15 protein-coding genes are annotated in these 15,265 nt (G+C 74.6%); 7 read left to right on the forward strand and 8 right to left on the reverse strand.

Going from position 1 to position 15,265, the window contains the following annotated elements; translation table 11 throughout:
- Window positions 1–39: 39 nt before the first annotated feature.
- On the reverse strand, window positions 40–984 hold the full coding sequence (locus amrb99_RS22065; protein WP_190858971.1) for a Ppx/GppA phosphatase family protein: 945 nt from the start codon (window positions 982–984) through the stop codon (window positions 40–42).
- Window positions 985–1,070: 86 nt separating this feature from the next.
- Between amrb99_RS22065 and amrb99_RS22070 the strand changes: the two genes are divergently transcribed.
- Window positions 1,071–1,499, forward strand: coding sequence for a PH domain-containing protein (locus amrb99_RS22070; RefSeq protein WP_190858973.1), 429 nt, complete (start codon window positions 1,071–1,073; stop codon window positions 1,497–1,499).
- A 12-nt stretch (window positions 1,500–1,511) separates the two neighbouring features.
- On the opposite strand, the gene amrb99_RS22075 is transcribed toward amrb99_RS22070, so the two are convergent.
- The 5 genes from amrb99_RS22075 to amrb99_RS22095 all read right to left on the reverse strand — a co-directional run bounded on the left by amrb99_RS22075 (window position 1,512) and on the right by amrb99_RS22095 (window position 7,343).
- On the reverse strand, window positions 1,512–2,423 hold the full coding sequence (locus amrb99_RS22075) for a PfkB family carbohydrate kinase (RefSeq protein ID WP_190858975.1): 912 nt from the start codon (window positions 2,421–2,423) through the stop codon (window positions 1,512–1,514).
- Between the two features lie 12 nt (window positions 2,424–2,435).
- Window positions 2,436–4,391 (reverse strand): substrate-binding domain-containing protein, encoded by a 1,956-nt coding sequence (locus amrb99_RS22080; protein ID WP_190858977.1) that lies wholly within the window; start codon window positions 4,389–4,391, stop codon window positions 2,436–2,438.
- Entirely contained in the window at window positions 4,381–5,919 is a 1,539-nt protein-coding gene (locus amrb99_RS22085) for a sugar ABC transporter ATP-binding protein (protein ID WP_190858979.1), read from the reverse strand. Before amrb99_RS22085 ends, amrb99_RS22080 begins: the two co-directional genes overlap by 11 nt.
- Complete coding sequence (locus tag amrb99_RS22090; RefSeq protein WP_347256794.1) at window positions 5,916–6,938, reverse strand: LacI family DNA-binding transcriptional regulator; 1,023 nt, start codon at window positions 6,936–6,938, stop codon at window positions 5,916–5,918. Before amrb99_RS22090 ends, amrb99_RS22085 begins: the two co-directional genes overlap by 4 nt.
- A gap of 192 nt (window positions 6,939–7,130) precedes the next feature.
- Window positions 7,131–7,343: a hypothetical protein gene (locus amrb99_RS22095; protein WP_190858981.1), complete on the reverse strand. Its 213-nt coding sequence runs from the start codon at window positions 7,341–7,343 to the stop codon at window positions 7,131–7,133.
- Window positions 7,344–7,427: 84 nt separating this feature from the next.
- Between amrb99_RS22095 and amrb99_RS22100 the strand changes: the two genes are divergently transcribed.
- Together amrb99_RS22100 and amrb99_RS22105 are read left to right on the forward strand one after the other, a co-directional pair.
- Window positions 7,428–8,489 carry a DUF2293 domain-containing protein gene (locus tag amrb99_RS22100; RefSeq protein ID WP_347256788.1) on the forward strand — a complete coding sequence of 354 codons (1,062 nt, stop codon included), beginning with the start codon at window positions 7,428–7,430 and terminating at the stop codon, window positions 8,487–8,489.
- A gap of 73 nt (window positions 8,490–8,562) precedes the next feature.
- Complete coding sequence (locus tag amrb99_RS22105; protein WP_190858982.1) at window positions 8,563–9,354, forward strand: SAM-dependent methyltransferase; 792 nt, start codon at window positions 8,563–8,565, stop codon at window positions 9,352–9,354.
- A gap of 31 nt (window positions 9,355–9,385) precedes the next feature.
- Here the strand turns inward: amrb99_RS22105 and amrb99_RS22110 are convergent, their stop codons facing one another.
- Window positions 9,386–10,216, reverse strand: a complete 831-nt coding sequence (locus amrb99_RS22110) for an aldo/keto reductase (protein ID WP_190858983.1) — start codon at window positions 10,214–10,216, stop codon at window positions 9,386–9,388.
- A 68-nt stretch (window positions 10,217–10,284) separates the two neighbouring features.
- Here amrb99_RS22110 and amrb99_RS22115 point away from each other — a divergent pair, with 68 nt between their 5' ends.
- Complete coding sequence (locus tag amrb99_RS22115; protein ID WP_347256789.1) at window positions 10,285–10,986, forward strand: histidine phosphatase family protein; 702 nt, start codon at window positions 10,285–10,287, stop codon at window positions 10,984–10,986.
- Window positions 10,987–11,011: 25 nt separating this feature from the next.
- Here the strand turns inward: amrb99_RS22115 and amrb99_RS22120 are convergent, their stop codons facing one another.
- The gene (locus amrb99_RS22120) at window positions 11,012–11,743 is read right to left on the reverse strand and encodes an FCD domain-containing protein (RefSeq protein ID WP_190858984.1); all 732 of its coding nucleotides are present in this window, start codon (window positions 11,741–11,743) and stop codon (window positions 11,012–11,014) included.
- Window positions 11,744–11,911: 168 nt separating this feature from the next.
- Here amrb99_RS22120 and amrb99_RS22125 point away from each other — a divergent pair, with 168 nt between their 5' ends.
- The 3 genes from amrb99_RS22125 to amrb99_RS22135 all read left to right on the forward strand — a co-directional run bounded on the left by amrb99_RS22125 (window position 11,912) and on the right by amrb99_RS22135 (window position 15,257).
- A complete protein-coding gene (locus amrb99_RS22125) occupies window positions 11,912–12,820 on the forward strand; it encodes a proline iminopeptidase-family hydrolase (RefSeq protein ID WP_347256791.1) in 909 nt (302 codons plus the stop codon).
- Window positions 12,821–12,882: 62 nt separating this feature from the next.
- Complete coding sequence (locus tag amrb99_RS22130; RefSeq protein ID WP_190858985.1) at window positions 12,883–14,349, forward strand: APC family permease; 1,467 nt, start codon at window positions 12,883–12,885, stop codon at window positions 14,347–14,349.
- On the forward strand, window positions 14,349–15,257 hold the full coding sequence (locus tag amrb99_RS22135; RefSeq protein ID WP_190858986.1) for an acetamidase/formamidase family protein: 909 nt from the start codon (window positions 14,349–14,351) through the stop codon (window positions 15,255–15,257). The genes amrb99_RS22130 and amrb99_RS22135 overlap by 1 nt, the downstream gene beginning before the upstream one ends.
- Window positions 15,258–15,265 lie beyond the last annotated feature (8 nt).

Here is a 15,265-nt window from a genome sequence, read left to right on the forward strand (position 1 = left end):
CAGCCCGCACGCACGGCACCCGAACGGCGGTACAGCGGTCTAGCGGCCCGGCGTCAGCGGCGACGCGTGGTCGATGCGCCGCAGGATGACGCCCTCGCGCAGCGCCCAGGGGCAGATCTCCAGCTCCTTCAGCTCGAACAGGTCCATCGCCGCGTCGGCGACGATCGCGCCCGCGAGCAGCTGCGGCGCCCGCGACTCCGACACCCCGGGCAGCTCCGCGCGCTCGGCGGACGTCAGCTGCGCGAGCTTCTCGGTCCAGTCGGTGAGGTCGGTGTCCTGGAGGACGCGCCGCTGGTACGGTCCATCGCCCGAGGGCGCCGCGCCCGCGATCCGGGCGAGCTGCCGGAACGTCTTGGACGTGGCCACCGCGTGGTCGGCGGGCCCGTACCGGGACACCTCCCCGACGTGCCGGGCGATCTCCGCGCGGACGTGCCGGCGCAGCGCGCGGACCTCGTCGGCGGGCGGCGGGTCGGCGGTGAACCAGTCGCGGGTGAGGCGGCCCGCGCCGAGCGGCAGCGAGAACGCCGCGTCCGGCTCCTCGTCGATGCCGGACGCGATCTCCAGGGAGCCGCCGCCGATGTCGACCACCAGCAGCCGCCCGGACGACCAGCCGAACCAGCGGCGGACGGCCAGGAACGTCAGCCGCGCCTCGTCCTCTCCGGACAGCACGTCGATGCCGATCCGCTTCTCCGCCCGGATGCGGTCGAGGATCTCCTCGCCGTTGGCGGCGTCGCGGATGGCGGAGGTCGCGAACGCGACCAGGTCCTCGACGCCCTTGTCCTCGGCGACCTGCAGGGCCTCGTCGACGAACTCGCGGAGCAGGCGCTCGCCCCGCTCCGACAGCCGGTCGCCGTCCTCCAGGTGCGCGGCGAGGCGCAGTTCCGCCTTGTGGGAGAACGCGGGCAGCGGGCGGGCTCCCCGGTGGGCGTCCACCACCAGGAGGTGCACCGTGTTCGAGCCCACGTCAAGCACGCCGAGTCGCATGTCCCCGACGGTATCGGACACCCGCGCGGCGGGGACGCCAGACCGGCCTTCACCGGACGGAACACCCTTGCCACTACGGTGGGCGCATGGACGGGCAGGAGTCGCGGCGCTGGCGGGTGCCGCCCAAGGTCGTCGCGGCCAAGTGCGCGGCGGCCGCGGCGGTCGCGGCGGTGGCCGCGTTCAGCGGCGGCGACTCGGAGCGGCTGCTGCTGGCGGGCGTCGCGGCGCTGGGCCTCGCGGCCGTCGCGCTGCGGGACCTGCTGGCGCCCGTCCGGGTGGCCGCCGACCGCGACGGCATGACGGTCGTCACCGGGTACGCGGGCCACCGCCGCGTCCCGTGGGAGGCGGTGACCGCGATCCGGGTGGACGAGCGCCGCCGGCTGCTGCTGCACACCCAGATGCTGGAGATCGAGACCGCCGACGACCTGCACCTGTTCAGCGCCTTCGACCTCGGCGCGGACGTGCACGACGTCGCCGACGACCTCTACCGCCTCCGGGCCCGCACCACCCGCTGACCCGCCCGGCGGTCAGGCGGGCAGCTCGTCGGGGGTGGGGTAGGAGGTCTGCGCGCCGGGCTTGCGGACGGCGGCGGCGCCGACACGGGTGGCGTAGCGGGCGGCGTCGCGCAGGGAGTCGCCGCGCGCGAGGCGCAGGCAGAGCGCGGCGGTGAACGCGTCGCCGGCCCCCGTGGTGTCGACGGCCTCCACCTTCGGCGACGGGATCGGCGCCGTGCCCTCGGCGTCGGCGACGACGACGCCGTCCGCGCCGAGGGTGATGACGGCCGAGCGGGGGCCCGAGCGCAGCAGCGCCGCCGCCATCCGCTCCGGGTCCGTGCCGTCCGCCGTGCCGGGGCCGCCGAGCAGCCAGGCGGCCTCGTGCTCGTTCACCACGAGGGGGTCGCAGAGCGCGAGGACCTCGGCGGGGACGGGCGCGGTGGGCGACAGGTTCAGCACGACGCGGGCGCCCGCCGAGGCCGCCGCGCGGGCGGCGGCCTCGATCGCGGGCATCGGCACCTCGAGCTGGAACGTCACCACGGACGCGGCGGCGATCATGTCGCGGGCGGCGGCGACGTCGTCCGGGGTGAGCCGGGCGTTGGCGCCGGGCGAGACGATGATGCTGTTGTCCCCGTCCGGCCCGACCGTGATCAGCGCGACGCCGCTCGGGCCCGGCGTGGCGGCCAGGTGCGCCAGGTCCACGCCGGCCTCGGCGAGCGCGTCGCGCAGCAGCGCGCCGTGCCCGTCGTCGCCGACGCGGCCGACGATCCCGACCCGGCCGCCGAGCCGGGCGGCGGCGACCGCCTGGTTGGCGCCCTTGCCGCCCGGGTGGGTGGCGAGGTCGGAGCCGAGGACGGTCTCCCCCGGCGCGGGCCGCCGGTCCACGCCGACCACCAGGTCCGCGTTGACCGAGCCGACCACGACGACGTCGTACTGTTCCGGCACGGAACTCCCCTTCTACTGCGTGGCGAACTGGGCGGCGTTCTCCGGCGTGGCGATCTTCACCGGCACCGGCGCGTTGGCGACCAGCCCGCCGCCCTTGGCGGCCTTGAGCGCGCTGTCCACGGCCATCTTGCCGAGCAGCCGGGGCTGCTGGGCGACGGTCGCGTTCAGCGTGCCGGCCTGGACGGCCTTGATGCCGTCCGGGGTGCCGTCGAACGCGACGACCTTGACCTGCTTTCCGGCCTTGCCGCCGAGCGCCTTGATCGCGCCGAGCGCCATCTCGTCGTTCTCGGCGAACACCCCGTTCACGTCGGGGTGCGACTGGAGCAGGTTCGTCATGACGTCCAGGCCCTTGGTCCGGTCGAAGTCGGCGGGCTGCTTGGCGACGACCTGGATGCCGGGGTACTGCTTGAGGCCCTCGCCGAAGCCCTGCCCGCGCTCGCGGGAGGCGGAGGTGCCGGGCTGCCCCTGGATCACGACGATCTTGCCCTTGCCGCCCAGCAGCCGCGCCATCTGCGCCGCGGCGTCCTTGCCGCCCGCGACGTTGTCGGACGCGACGAGCTGCTCGACCTTCGCGCCGTTGACGGTGCGGTCGGCGGCGACGACGGGGATGTCCGCCCGGTTCGCGGCCTTCACCGCGGGCGCCGCGGCGTCGGAGTCCACCGGGTTGACGATGATCGCCTTCATCCCCTGGCTGGTGTAGTTCTGCACCTGGTTGACCTGCTGCGACGCGTCGTTCTGCGCGTCGCCGACGGTCAGCTTCACCCCGACCTTCCTCGCCTCGTCCTGCGCGCCCTGGCGGAACTGGACGAAGAACGGGTTGTTCAGCGTGGACACCGACAGCCCGATCCGCACCGAGCCGCCGCCCGCCGCGCCGCCGGACTTGGAGTCGTTGCCGCCGGTGGTGGCGACGACCGCGGCGAGCGCGACGATGACCGCGACGACCGCGGCGCCGCCCGCCCAGAACGTCGCGGGCCGGACCCGCAGGCCGCGCCGCCGGACGGTGTCCAGCAGGACCGCCGCCGCGATCACGACGCCGATGACGACCTGCTGCCAGAACGCCGACACCGACAGCAGGTTCAGGCCGTTGCGCAGCACCGCGAGGATCAGCGCGCCGACCAGGGTGCCGAACGCCTTGCCCTTGCCGCCGGACAGGCTGGCGCCGCCGATCACGACGGCGGCGATCGCGTCCAGCTCGTAGCCGTTGGCGGCCTGCGGCTGCGCCGAGGCGAGCCGGGACGCCAGCACGATCCCGGCGACGGCCGCGAACGCGCCGGACAGCGCGTAGGTGACGAGCTTCTGCCGGTTCACCCGGATGCCCGACAGCCGCGCGGCCTCCTCGTTGCCGCCGATCGCGTACATCGCGCGGCCGCTGTAGGTGCGGGCGAGGATCAACGCGGTCAGCAGCCCCATCACGATCATCACGATGACCGGGACGGGCAGGTACGAGCCGATCGTGTCGCCGAGGTGGGTGACCGCGCCGGGGAACGCGATCGGGCTGCCGTCGGAGATCACCAGCGCGAGACCGCGCGCGACGCCGAGCATCGCCAGCGTCGCGATGAACGGCGGCAGCTTCCCGTAGGTGATCAGCGCCCCGTTGACCAGGCCGGCGACGAGGCCGACGAGGACCGCGGCGACCAGCGCCAGCGGCCAGGCCAGGCCGTGCTGCGTCGCCGTCCAGGCGAGCACCACCGCCGACAGCGCGGCGACCGCGCCGACCGACAGGTCGATCCCGGCGGTGACGATGACGAACGTGACGCCGAACGCCAGGATCGCGGTGACGGCCGCCTGCACCCCGACGTTCAGCAGGTTGGTGACGGTCAGGAAGTCACCGGACGCGATGGCCAGCGCGACCACCAGGATGATCAGCCCGGCCAGCGCGCCGTTCTCGCCCAGCAGCCGGCCGGCGGCCCGTGCCGCGCCGCCGGACCGCGGCCCCTGCGGCCGCTTGCGCAACGTCTCAGTGGACATCGTCGTTCTCCTCGTGGTTCTCCCCTGCGCCGCCGGGCCCGGCGACGGCCAGCGCCATCACCGCGTCCTGCGTCGCCTCGGCCGCCGGCAGTTCGCCGGCCAGCCGGCCCCGCGCCATCACCAGGACGCGGTCGCTCATCCCCAGCACCTCCGGGAGGTCGCTGGAGATCATGAGCACCGCGTGCCCGGAGGCGGTGAGGGCGTTGATCAGCTCGTAGATCTCGACCTTCGCGCCGACGTCGATGCCGCGCGTCGGCTCGTCCAGCACGAGCACCTTCGCGTCGGCGAGCAGCCACTTGCCGATCACGACCTTCTGCTGGTTGCCGCCCGACAGGGTGCGGACCTCCTGCCGCAGCCCGCTCATCCGGACGTTGAGCCTCCCGGCGATCTCGCCGGCGGCCCGGTGCTGCCCCGCCCGGTCGACGAGGCCGCCGCGGGTGGCGCGGCCGAGCGTCACCAGGCCGAGGTTCTCCTGGACGTCGGCGCCGAGCACCAGCCCCTGGCCCTTGCGGTCCTCCGGGACGAGCCCGACCCCGGCCTCCATCGCCGCGTGGACGTCGCCGGGCGGCAGCGACGTGCCGTCCACGATGACCTCGCCGCGGTCGGGACGGTCCGCGCCGAAGATCGCGCGGGCGACCTCGGTGCGGCCGGCGCCGACCAGCCCGGCGAGCCCGACGACCTCGCCCGCGCGGACCTCGAACGACACGTCCTCGAACACGCCGTCCCGGGTCAGTCCCTTGACCTGGAGCAGCGGCGGGCCGGCCTCGGTGCGCTCGCGCGGGTACTGCTGGTCGATCGAGCGGCCCACCATCAGCCGGACGAGCTCGTCGCGGGGCGTGGCCGCCGGCACCTCCGCGACGGACCTGCCGTCGCGCAGCACCGTCACGCGGTCGCCGATCCGCGGGATCTCCTCCAGGTGGTGGGTGATGAAGATGACCGCGACGCCCTGCTCGCGGAGCCGCGCGACGATGCCGAACAGCCGGTCGACCTCGCCGGTGGTGAGCACTGCGGTCGGCTCGTCCATGATCAGCACGCGGGCGTCCAGGCTCAGCGCCTTCGCGATCTCCACCATCTGGCTGCGCGCGATGCCGAGCCCCGCCATCCGGTCGTCCGGATCGGCCTGGACGCCGACCTTCGCGAGCAGGTCCCGCGCGGCGGCGTTCATCGCCCTGCGGTCGAGGAGCCCGAACCGGCGCGGCTGGCGGCCGAGGAACAGGTTCTCCGCGACCGTCATCTCCGGGACCAGGTTGAACTCCTGGTAGATGGTCGCGATGCCGAGCCGCTCGGCGTCCTGCGCCGTGCGGATCTCCACAGGCCGGCGGTCCACCTCTATCGTCCCGGCGTCGGGGCGGTGCGCGCCGGACAGCGTCTTGATCAGTGTGCTCTTGCCGGCGCCGTTCTCGCCGAGGAGCACGTGCACCTCGCCGGGCCGCAGGCCGAAGTCGACGCCGTCGAGCGCGAGCACGCCCGGGAACGCCTTGCGCAGCCCGCGCACCCGGAGGATCTCCTTCTCGGCAGGCAGGCTCATGGGCGGCCACTCCCTTCGCTTCCGTGTCGTTCGTCGCCGGGCTCGCCGCAGGAGCGCCGCACGACCAGCCGCGCGTCGAGCACCACCGGCTCGACCGGGCGGCCCTCGATCCGCTCCAGCAGCGCCCCCACCGCGCGCCGGCCGAGCTCCTGGACGGGCTGGCCGATCGCGGTGACCGGCGGGTCCACATGGGTGAACCACGGGACGTCGTCGTAGGAGGCGATCCCCACGTCCCCGGGGATCGCCAGCCGGCGCGCGCGGATCTCGTCGAGCGCGCCGAGCGCCATCAGGTTGTCGCCCGCGAAGATCACCTCGGGCGGTTCGGGCAGGTCCAGCAGCCGGGCGGCGGCGGCCCGCCCGCTGGCCGCCTGGAAGTCGCCGGCCTCCAGGTACTCGGGCCGCACGGGGAGCCCGGCGGCCTCCAGCGCCGCCCGGAACGCCGCGGTCCGCTCGCGGCCGGTGGACAGCAGCGCGGGGCCGGACACGAACGCGATGCGCCGGTGCCCGAGCCGCGCCAGGTGCGCCACCAGCGCGCCGATCGCGGCGGTGCCGTCGGCGCGGACCGTCGGGACGTCCAGCCCCGGCAGGGTCCGGTCGAGGAACACCAGCGGCCCGCCGTCCCGGACGACGTCGCGGACCAGCGGCGTGATCTCCGCCGTGGGGCACAGCAGCAGGCCGTCGACCCGCTGCTCCAGCAGGGTCCGGACGTAGTGGTCCTGGCGCTCGGGGCGCTCGTCGGCGTTGCCGATGACGACCGAGTAGCCCGCCGCCCGCGCCCGGTCCTCGATCGCGCGGGCCAGCTCGGTGAAGAACGGGTTGAGGATGTCGCCGATGACCAGCCCGATCGTGCGGGTGGTGTCGGTGCGCAGCGAGCGCGCGACGGCGTTCGGGCGGTAGCCGAGCTCGTCCACGGCCGCGAGGACGCGGGCCCGCGTCGCCTCGGTGACCGACGCGCTGTCGTTGAGGACGCGCGAGACGGTCGCGACGGAGACGCCGGCGAGCCGCGCGACGTCCTTCACCCCGGCCAAGGCGCACCTCCCATGGAAACGATCGTGTAAACGATTACATCGTGCTCTTGTAAACGATTACACGACGGATCGCATTCCCGCAAGCGGCGAACTCCCCGAAACCCCCGGAACCGACCCCGGCCGGAGCCGTGCGGACGAGGCCCAGCGCCTGTGTCGAAGTGGGCCGGGACTGTCAGCCACGGCCTAGTCGGCGTGCAGTTCGGCCAGGTCCAGCACGCCCGCCAGGTCCTCCACGGTGGCGTAGTAGCCGACGATCGCGCCGTTCCTCGTCACGAGGTACGCGTCGGCGCCGCGCACGCCCGCGAGGGCGGCCCACACCCCGTGCGCCCCCGACAGCCGCACCGCCGTCACCCGCAGGCCGCCCGGACCGGTCCAGCTCGCCCGATCATCCCCCATGCACGGAACGCTACGCTCCGCTACTTTCCGTCATCGACGCAGGTCGGCCGGGATCGTCCGAGAGGTCCTATAGCGTGGGGCGCCGTGAGCGAGGTGCAGGAGTCCCGGCTGGCGCGCCGGGTGTCGGACGCCGCCGGAGAGCTGCTGAAGCGGTCCCGGGCCGTGGCGCCCGTGGAGGTGTTCGTCCGGCTCGGCTGGATCCGGACCGCGACCGTCGACGAGTGGCGGCAGGGGCGGCACGACCACCTGCACGCCGCGATGACCGTCCGGCCCGACAAGATCGCCGCCGCGCTGCGCGCCCTGCGCGCCTGGGCCGAGGCGAACGGCCTGGAGCCCGCCGAGACCCCCTACGCCGCCGCCACCCGCGACCACCGCGAGCTGCGCTTCACCGCCGCCGGGCGCGACGCCGCCGAACGCGACCACCGCACGCACTGGCTGTCCCCCGACCTGACGCCCGCGCAGCGCGAGCGCCTCGCCGCCCGGCACGCCAAGGCGCCCGACATCACCGTCCTGGTGCCGCCGGGCGACTGGACGTGCCCGGGGTGCCGCGCCCCCGGCGGATTCCAGGTCGTCGAGGACGGCACGCCGCTCTGCCTGGACTGCGCCGACCTCGGGCACCTGGTGTTCCTGCCGTCCGGGAACGCCGCGCTGAGCCGCCGCGCGAAGAAGGAGAGCGGGCTGTCGGCCGTCGTCGTCGAGCACAACCGGCGCCGCAAGCGCTACGAGCGGCGCGGCGTGCTGGTCGAGGAGGCGGCGCTGGAGCGCGCCGAGGAGCAGTGCCTCGCCGACGGGGACGCGCGGGCCCGCCGCCGCGAGCGCGACCGGGAGCGCCGCGCCGGGCAGGACGCCGACTTCCAGGCCCGGATGGCCGCCGAGATCGTCCGGCTGTTCCCCGGCTGCCCCGCGGGGCGCGCCGAGGAGATCGCCCGGCACGCCGGGCTGCGCGGCAGCGGCCGGGTCGGCCGCAGCGCGGCGGGCCGCGACCTGGACGCCGACGCCGTCACGCTCGCCGTCATCGCCTCGATCCGGCACCTCGACACCGGCTACGACGCGCTGCTGATGGCGGGGGTGCCGCGCCGCGAGGCCCGCGACCGCATCCGCGGCGACGTGGACGCGGCCCTCGCCGCCTGGCGCCGCCGCCCCTGAGCGCGCCTCGCCCCCCTTGTCCGGCACCGGCGTTCCGCTTGCCGGGCCCGGACAGCCAGAGGATCATGTCCGCGTGACCGACGCCACCGCGGATCTCGACCCCGGAACCCCCAACGTCGCGCGGATGTACGACTACTGGCTCGGCGGCAAGGACAACTTCGCCGCCGACCGGGAGGCCGCCGCGCGGATCGTGGAGATCTCCGAGGGCCGGGTGGTGCGCGGCGTCCGGCTGAACCGGGCGTTCCTGCGCGCCGCCGTGCGGGACGCCGCGCGGGCCGGGATCGCGCAGTTCCTCGACCTCGGGTCGGGGCTCCCGACGCGGGAGAACGTGCACGAGGCCGTCCGGGAGGTCCGCCCGGAGGCGCGGACCGTCTACGTCGACAACGACCCCGTCGTGTGCGCGCACGGGCGGGCGCTGCTCGCGGACGCGGAGCGCGTCGGGTTCGTCCAAGGCGACCTGCGCCGGCCCGAGGAGATCATGGCGCACCCGACGGTCCGCGAGATGATCGACTTCTCCGAGCCGGTGGCGCTGATGCTGGTGTCGGTGCTCCACTTCGTGGACGACGCCGAGGACCCCGCCGCGCTCGTCGCCCGCTACCGCGACGCGCTCGCGCCGGGCAGCCGGCTCATCCTGTCCCACCTGGCCACGGACGCGTTCCCGGAGGCGATGGCGGAGGCCGAGCGGGTCTACGCGGACGCCAGCGCCCCCCTCGGCGCCCGGCCGCGCGCGCGGATCCGCGGCTTCTTCGACGGGTTCGAGCTGCTGCCGCCCGGCCTGACCGGCCCGCGCGAGTGGCTGGACGGCGGGGTCCGGACCGACGGCGAGCGGTTCGCCGGGCTCGTGGGCGTCGGCGAGAAGCGCTGACGCCGGCCCGCCCCGCCGCGCGGCGGGGCCGTCAGGCCATCTCGAACGTGGCCGGGTCGGGGCCGACCCGGGCGCCCTTGTCCAGCTCGCCGATCGCCTTCATGTCGTCCGGGCCGAGGTCGAAGCCGAAGACGTCGATGTTCTCGGCGATCCGCCGCGGCGTCACCGACTTCGGGATCACCACGTTGCCGATCTGCAGGTGCCAGCGCAGCACCACCTGCGCCGGGGTCCGGCCGTGCGCCTGCGCGATGCGGTCGAGCACCGGGTCGTCCAGCAGCCCCTGGCCCTGCCCGAGCGGCGCCCACGCCTCGGTGTGGATGCCGTGCTCCCGGTGGAACGCGCGCAGCTCGTCCTGCTGGAAGTAGGGGTGCAGCTCGATCTGGTTGACCGCGGGCACGGTGCCGGACTCGTCCATCACGCGGCGCAGCGTGTCGATCGTGAAGTTGGAGACGCCGATCGAGCGGATCCGGCCGTCCTCCTTGAGCTTCTCGAACGCCCGCCAGGTGTCCATGTAGGTGTCGTGGCCGGGCATCGGCCAGTGGATCAGGTACAGGTCGAGGTAGTCCAGGCCGAGGCGGCGCATGCTCGCGTCGAACGCGCGGAGCGTCTGGTCGTAGCCCTGGTCGCTGTTCCACAGCTTGGTGGTGATGAACAGCTCCTCGCGCGGCAGCCCGGAGGCGCGGAGCGCGCGGCCCGTGCCCTCCTCGTTGCCGTAGGCGCTGGCGGTGTCGACGCTGCGGTAGCCGTCGCGCAGCGCGACCTCGACGGCGTGCTCGGCCTCCTCGTCGGTCACCTGGAACACCCCGAAGCCGAGCTGCGGCATCATGGCCCCGTCGTTCAGCCTGACGTCCGGTACGGTCATGGTCCTCCCCTTCGGATGGTGCCTGACTGGAATCCGCCGGTTCCGGAATCAGCCGTGCCAGGAGAGCCGTGCCCACCAGATCGGCGGCCGAACCTGTGAGCCGGCTCGCACCGGCATACTGGGACGGCGCGCACATCGGGGTGGAACGCTGCGACCGGGGGCACGGGATGACGACGCTCTATCTGGCACGGCACGGCGAGACCGTGTGGCACGAGGAGAACCGGTACGCGGGCGTCAGCGACGTCGCGCTCAGCGAGCGGGGCCGCCGGCAGGCCGCCGCCCTCGGGCGCTGGGCGGCCGCCCGGGGCATCGGGGCGGTGTGGGCGTCGCCGCTCGGCCGCGCCCGCGGCACCGCCGCGCCGGCCGCGAACGCGCTCGGGCTGCCGCTGAAGGTGGACACCGACCTGAGCGAGGTCGACTTCGGCGCCGCCGAGGGGCGGGTGCTCGCCGAGATGCCCGCGGACGAGGTCGCCGCGTTCCGCGCCGACCCGGCGGGCTCGCCGTTCCCCGGCGCCGAGGACCCGGCCAAGGCGGCCGCGCGCGGCGCCGGCGTGCTCCGCCACATCGCGGACGCCGAGCCGGGGGCGCGCGTCCTGGTCGTCACGCACAGCACGCTGCTGCGGCTGACGCTGTGCGAGCTGCTCGGGCTCCCGCTGGCGTCCTACCGGCGGGCGTTCCCGCGCGTCCGCAACTGCGCGGTCACCGAACTCGACCTGTCCGGCGGGTCCGCCGGACTGATCGCCTACAACCTGCCGACCGGCGACGAGTGACCCGGCGCCCCGCCGGTTAGCCCTTCTACCGCGCGCCTGGCGGCCGGACGCGCTCGGCCAGCCGGCGCAGCGCCTCCTCGGTGATCGCGAAGTGGCGGCCGGCGATGCGCGCGGCCTCGTCGCCGTCGCCGCGCGCGACCGCCGCGGCGAGCGCGTGGTGGTGCGGCTTGGCCTCCTCGTAGATCGCCCACGTGTACGGCTCGGCGGACACCCCGAGGCTGACCTCCGACAGCAGCCGCTCGTGCAGCCCGACCAGCCGCGCGTTGTGGGTGGCGCGGGCGACCGCGGCGTGCAGCCGGACGTCGTGCTCGCGGGCCTCGCCGGGCGTCGCGGCGGCGTCGAACCGGGCGAGCGCCTCGGCGATGGCCGCGCGGTCGGCGTCGTCGGCGCGTTCGGCGGCGGTGCGGGCGATCAGGCTCTCGACGAGCCGCCGGTAGTCGAACAACTCCTCGAACTCCGTCCAGCGCTCCAGCAGCGCGCTGCGCACCGCGCCCTCGCTGGCCTCGCCCCATTCGGCGCGGACGAAGGCGCCGCCGCCCCGCCCGCGCCGCACCTCAACGAGGCCGGAGCCGGCGAGCCGGCGCAGCGCCGCGCGCACGCTCTCCCGGCTGACCTGGAGCAGCGCGGCGAGGTCCCGCTCGCTGGGCAGCCGGTCGCCGAGGCTGAACTCGCCGAGCGCGATCGCCGTCGCCAGCCGGTGCGCGACCTGCTCGCCGGTGGTCGCGGGACGCAGCGGTCCGAGCGCCTCGTGCTCCATGCTCCCCGTCCCTCCGCTCCGCCCCGCCGGAAACGATAACTTCCTTCAAAGGTCTAGAAATCAGACCTTTTACCGCATAGTCTCGCATCCGGCCGCGCGGCCCCCGCGCCCGCCGCCCGCCCGCCGCCCCGCCGGGACCGGGGTTCTCCCAGCTCACAGGAGGTACGCGTGATCGCACCGGCCGCCGCCGAGGGCCACGCCCCCTTCCGCGGCCACCGCACCTGGTACCGCGTCACCGGCACGCCGGGCTCGGGCCGGGCGCCGCTCGTCGTGCTGCACGGCGGCCCCGGCTGCACCCACGACTACGTGCTCTCCTTCGCCGACCTCGCCGCCGCCACCGGCCGGCAGGTGATCCACTACGACCAGCTCGGCAACGGCCGCTCCACCCACCTGCCGGACGCGGGCGCGGACTTCTGGACCGTCGAGCTGTTCCTCGACGAGCTGGACAACCTCCTCGCCCACCTCGGCATCGCCGGCGGCTACCACCTGCTCGGCCAGTCGTGGGGCGGGATGCTCGGCGCCGAGCACGCGGTGCGGCGGCCCGCGGGCCTGCGCTCCCTGGTGATCGCGAACTCGCCCGCGTCGATGCCGCTGTGGCTGGAGGCCGCCGCCGGGCTGCGCGCCGCGCTGCCCGCAGGCGTCGAGGCGACGCTCCGCGAGCACGAGGCCGCCGGCACCACCGGCTCCCCCGCGTACGCCGAGGCCATGCGGGTCTTCTACGACCGGCACGTCTGCCGGATCCCCTGGCCGGACGAGGTCGCCCGCACGTTCGCCGCCATCGACGCGGACCCGACCGTCTACCACACGATGAACGGGCCCAGCGAGTTCCACGTCGTCGGCACCCTCCGGGACTGGACGATCGTGGACCGGCTCGACCGGATCGCCGCCCCCACGCTGATCATCTCCGGACGGCACGACGAGGCCACGCCCGGCGCCGTCCGCCCCTACGCCGACCGCATCCCCGGCGCCCGCTGGCAGATCTTCGAGGACTCCAGCCACATGCCGCACGTCGAGGAGCGCGCGGCCTGCATGTCCGCCGTCGGCGCGTTCCTCGACGCCCACGACCCCGTCCGCTGAACGACCCCGTCCACCGAACGCCCCAGACCCCGTCCGCTGAACGACCCCCGGAAAGGCGCGCGATGACGACCGCCAGCCCAGACCCCGCGCCGTCCGGCGCCTCCCCCGGCGCCGCCGCGCGCCCCGCGAGCCCCACGAGCCCCACCGCGGGCGCCGCCGCCGAGTCGGCGGAAGGGACGCTGAAGTCCTTCGGGTACGACCAGGAGCTCAAGCGCTCGCTCAGCCTCGCCGACCTGGTGATCTACGGCCTGGTGTTCATGGTGCCGATCGCGCCGTTCACCATCTTCGGCGTCGTGTTCAACGGCTCCAAGGGCATGGTGGCGCTCACCTACGTCATCGGGCTGGTCGCGATGCTGTTCACCGCGCTCAGCTACCGGGAGATGTCGCGGGCGTTCCCGATCGCCGGGTCCGTGTACGCCTACGCCGGGCGCGGGATCAACGACAAGGTCGGGTTCCTCGCCGGCTGGGCGATCCTGCTGGACTACCTCCTCGTCCCGACGCTGCTGTACGTGATGAGCGCGGCGGCGCTGAACTCGCTGCTGCCGGCCGTCCCGCAGTGGGCGTGGGTCGTGGTGTTCGTCCTGGTCAACACGGTGATCAACTTTCTGGGCATCGAGTCGACGGCGCGGCTGAACCGGCTGTTCCTGGTCGCCGAGCTGGTGGTGCTCGCGCTGTTCGTCGGGTTCGGCCTCGCCGCCGTCGCGCAGGGGAAGAACGGCGCCCACTTCTCCTTCGACCCGCTGCTCAAGCCCGGCCTGCTCACCCCCGGGCTGATCTTCGGGGCGCTGTCGATCGCGGTGCTGAGCTTCCTCGGCTTCGACGGCATCTCCACCCTGTCGGAGGAGGTCCGCGACTCCAGCCGCAGGATCGTCGGCCGCGCCACCGTCGTGGCGCTGTGCCTGGTCGCGGTGCTGTTCGTGGTGCAGACGTGGGTCGCGGCGCTGCTCGTCCCGGGCAAGACCGAGTTCGCCGGCGACGACGCCACCAACTCCGCGTTCTACGACATCGCGCAGATCGCGGGCGGGCACTGGCTGAAGGTCACCGTCGCGGTGGCCGCGGCCCTCGCCACCGGCATCGCCAACTCGCTGGTCGCGCAGGCCGCCACGTCCCGGCTGCTGTTCAGCATGGCGCGCGACCGCAAGCTGCCCGCGTTCCTCGCCCACATCCATCCCACGCGCAAGACGCCCGAGCGCGCGATCCTGTTCGTCGCGGTGATCTCGCTGATCCTCGGGCTGTTCTTCACCGGCCAGATCGACGTGCTGTCCTCGCTGGTGAACTTCGGCGCGCTCTTCTCGTTCCTGCTCCTGCACGTCGCGGTCTTCGTGCACTTCAGGCTCCGGAACCGGAGCACCCGCTGGGGCCTGCACATCGCCGCCCCCGCGATCGGCTTCCTGATCATCGGTTCGGTGCTCTGGAACGCCGACGCGCGCGCGAAGATCGGAGGCGTCTGCTGGCTCGTCCTGGGGGTGCTGGTGATGCTGTTCTACCGGCGCTCCGGCCGCGGTACCGACCTCAAGCTGGAGGACTGATGCACATCCGCCGCGCCAGCGTGCACAACGCGTGGGACAACGCGATCGAGCCGATCGCGGCGATCGCCCCCGGCGCCGAGCTCACCGTCGAGACGGCGGACGCGAGCGGCGGGCAGCTCGGGCCCGCCTCGAGCGCGGCCGACGTCGCCGCGCTCGACTTCGGCCGGGTCAACCCCGTCACCGGGCCGTTCCTGGTCGAGGGCGCCGCGCCCGGCGACGCCCTGGTGATCGACGTCCTGGACATGGCCGTCGGCGACTGGGGCTGGACGGCCTGCATCCCCGGCTTCGGGCTGCTCGCCGACGACTTCCCGGACGCGCACCTGCGCGTCTCCGCGATCGGGGACGGGGGCGCCGAGCTGCTGCCGGGGCTGCGCGTCCCGGTCGTCCCGATGATCGGCACGATCGGCGTCGCGCCGCCCGAGCCCGGCGCGCACTCGATCGTCCCGCCGCGCCGCTGGGGCGGCAACATGGACGTCCGGCACATCGGCCCCGGCGCCCGGCTCGTCCTTCCGGTCGGCGTGGACGGCGCGCTGCTGTCCCTCGGCGACGCGCACGCGGCGATGGGCGACGGCGAGGTCTGCGGCACCGGCGTGGAGACCGACGCGACCGTCCGGCTCCGCGTGGACGTGCGCCGCGGCGCCGCCCCGTCCACCCCGCTGATCGAGACCGACCCGCGCACGCAGCGGACCGGCGCCGCGCTCGTCACCACCGGCATCGGACCCGACCTCATGGCGGCGTCCAGGGACGCGGCGCGCGCCCTCGTCGCGGAGATCGCGGCCCGCACCGGCATGGCCCCGGTGGACGCCTACCTGCTGGCGAGCGTCGCCGCCGACCTGAAGATCTCCGAGGTCGTGGACGCGCCGAACTGGATCGTCTCCGCCCACCTGGAGCTGTCCCTGCTGCCGTGACGGGACGG

The sequence above is a fragment of the Actinomadura sp. RB99 genome (assembly GCF_014706005.1).
Lineage (GTDB): Bacteria > Actinomycetota > Actinomycetes > Streptosporangiales > Streptosporangiaceae > Spirillospora.

What these genes read in the sequence shown, in the direction of transcription:
- amrb99_RS22065 (WP_190858971.1), bottom strand. Translation starts at nt 984, where the DNA reads ATGCGACTCGGCGTGCTTGACGTGGGCTCGAACACGGTGCACCTCCTG.
- amrb99_RS22070 (WP_190858973.1), top strand. Translation starts at nt 1,071, where the DNA reads ATGGACGGGCAGGAGTCGCGGCGCTGGCGGGTGCCGCCCAAGGTCGTC.
- amrb99_RS22080 (WP_190858977.1), bottom strand. Translation starts at nt 4,391, where the DNA reads ATGTCCACTGAGACGTTGCGCAAGCGGCCGCAGGGGCCGCGGTCCGGC.
- amrb99_RS22085 (WP_190858979.1), bottom strand. Translation starts at nt 5,919, where the DNA reads ATGAGCCTGCCTGCCGAGAAGGAGATCCTCCGGGTGCGCGGGCTGCGC.
- amrb99_RS22095 (WP_190858981.1), bottom strand. Translation starts at nt 7,343, where the DNA reads ATGGGGGATGATCGGGCGAGCTGGACCGGTCCGGGCGGCCTGCGGGTG.
- amrb99_RS22110 (WP_190858983.1), bottom strand. Translation starts at nt 10,216, where the DNA reads ATGACCGTACCGGACGTCAGGCTGAACGACGGGGCCATGATGCCGCAG.
- amrb99_RS22120 (WP_190858984.1), bottom strand. Translation starts at nt 11,743, where the DNA reads ATGGAGCACGAGGCGCTCGGACCGCTGCGTCCCGCGACCACCGGCGAG.
- amrb99_RS22130 (WP_190858985.1), top strand. Translation starts at nt 12,883, where the DNA reads ATGACGACCGCCAGCCCAGACCCCGCGCCGTCCGGCGCCTCCCCCGGC.
- amrb99_RS22135 (WP_190858986.1), top strand. Translation starts at nt 14,349, where the DNA reads ATGCACATCCGCCGCGCCAGCGTGCACAACGCGTGGGACAACGCGATC.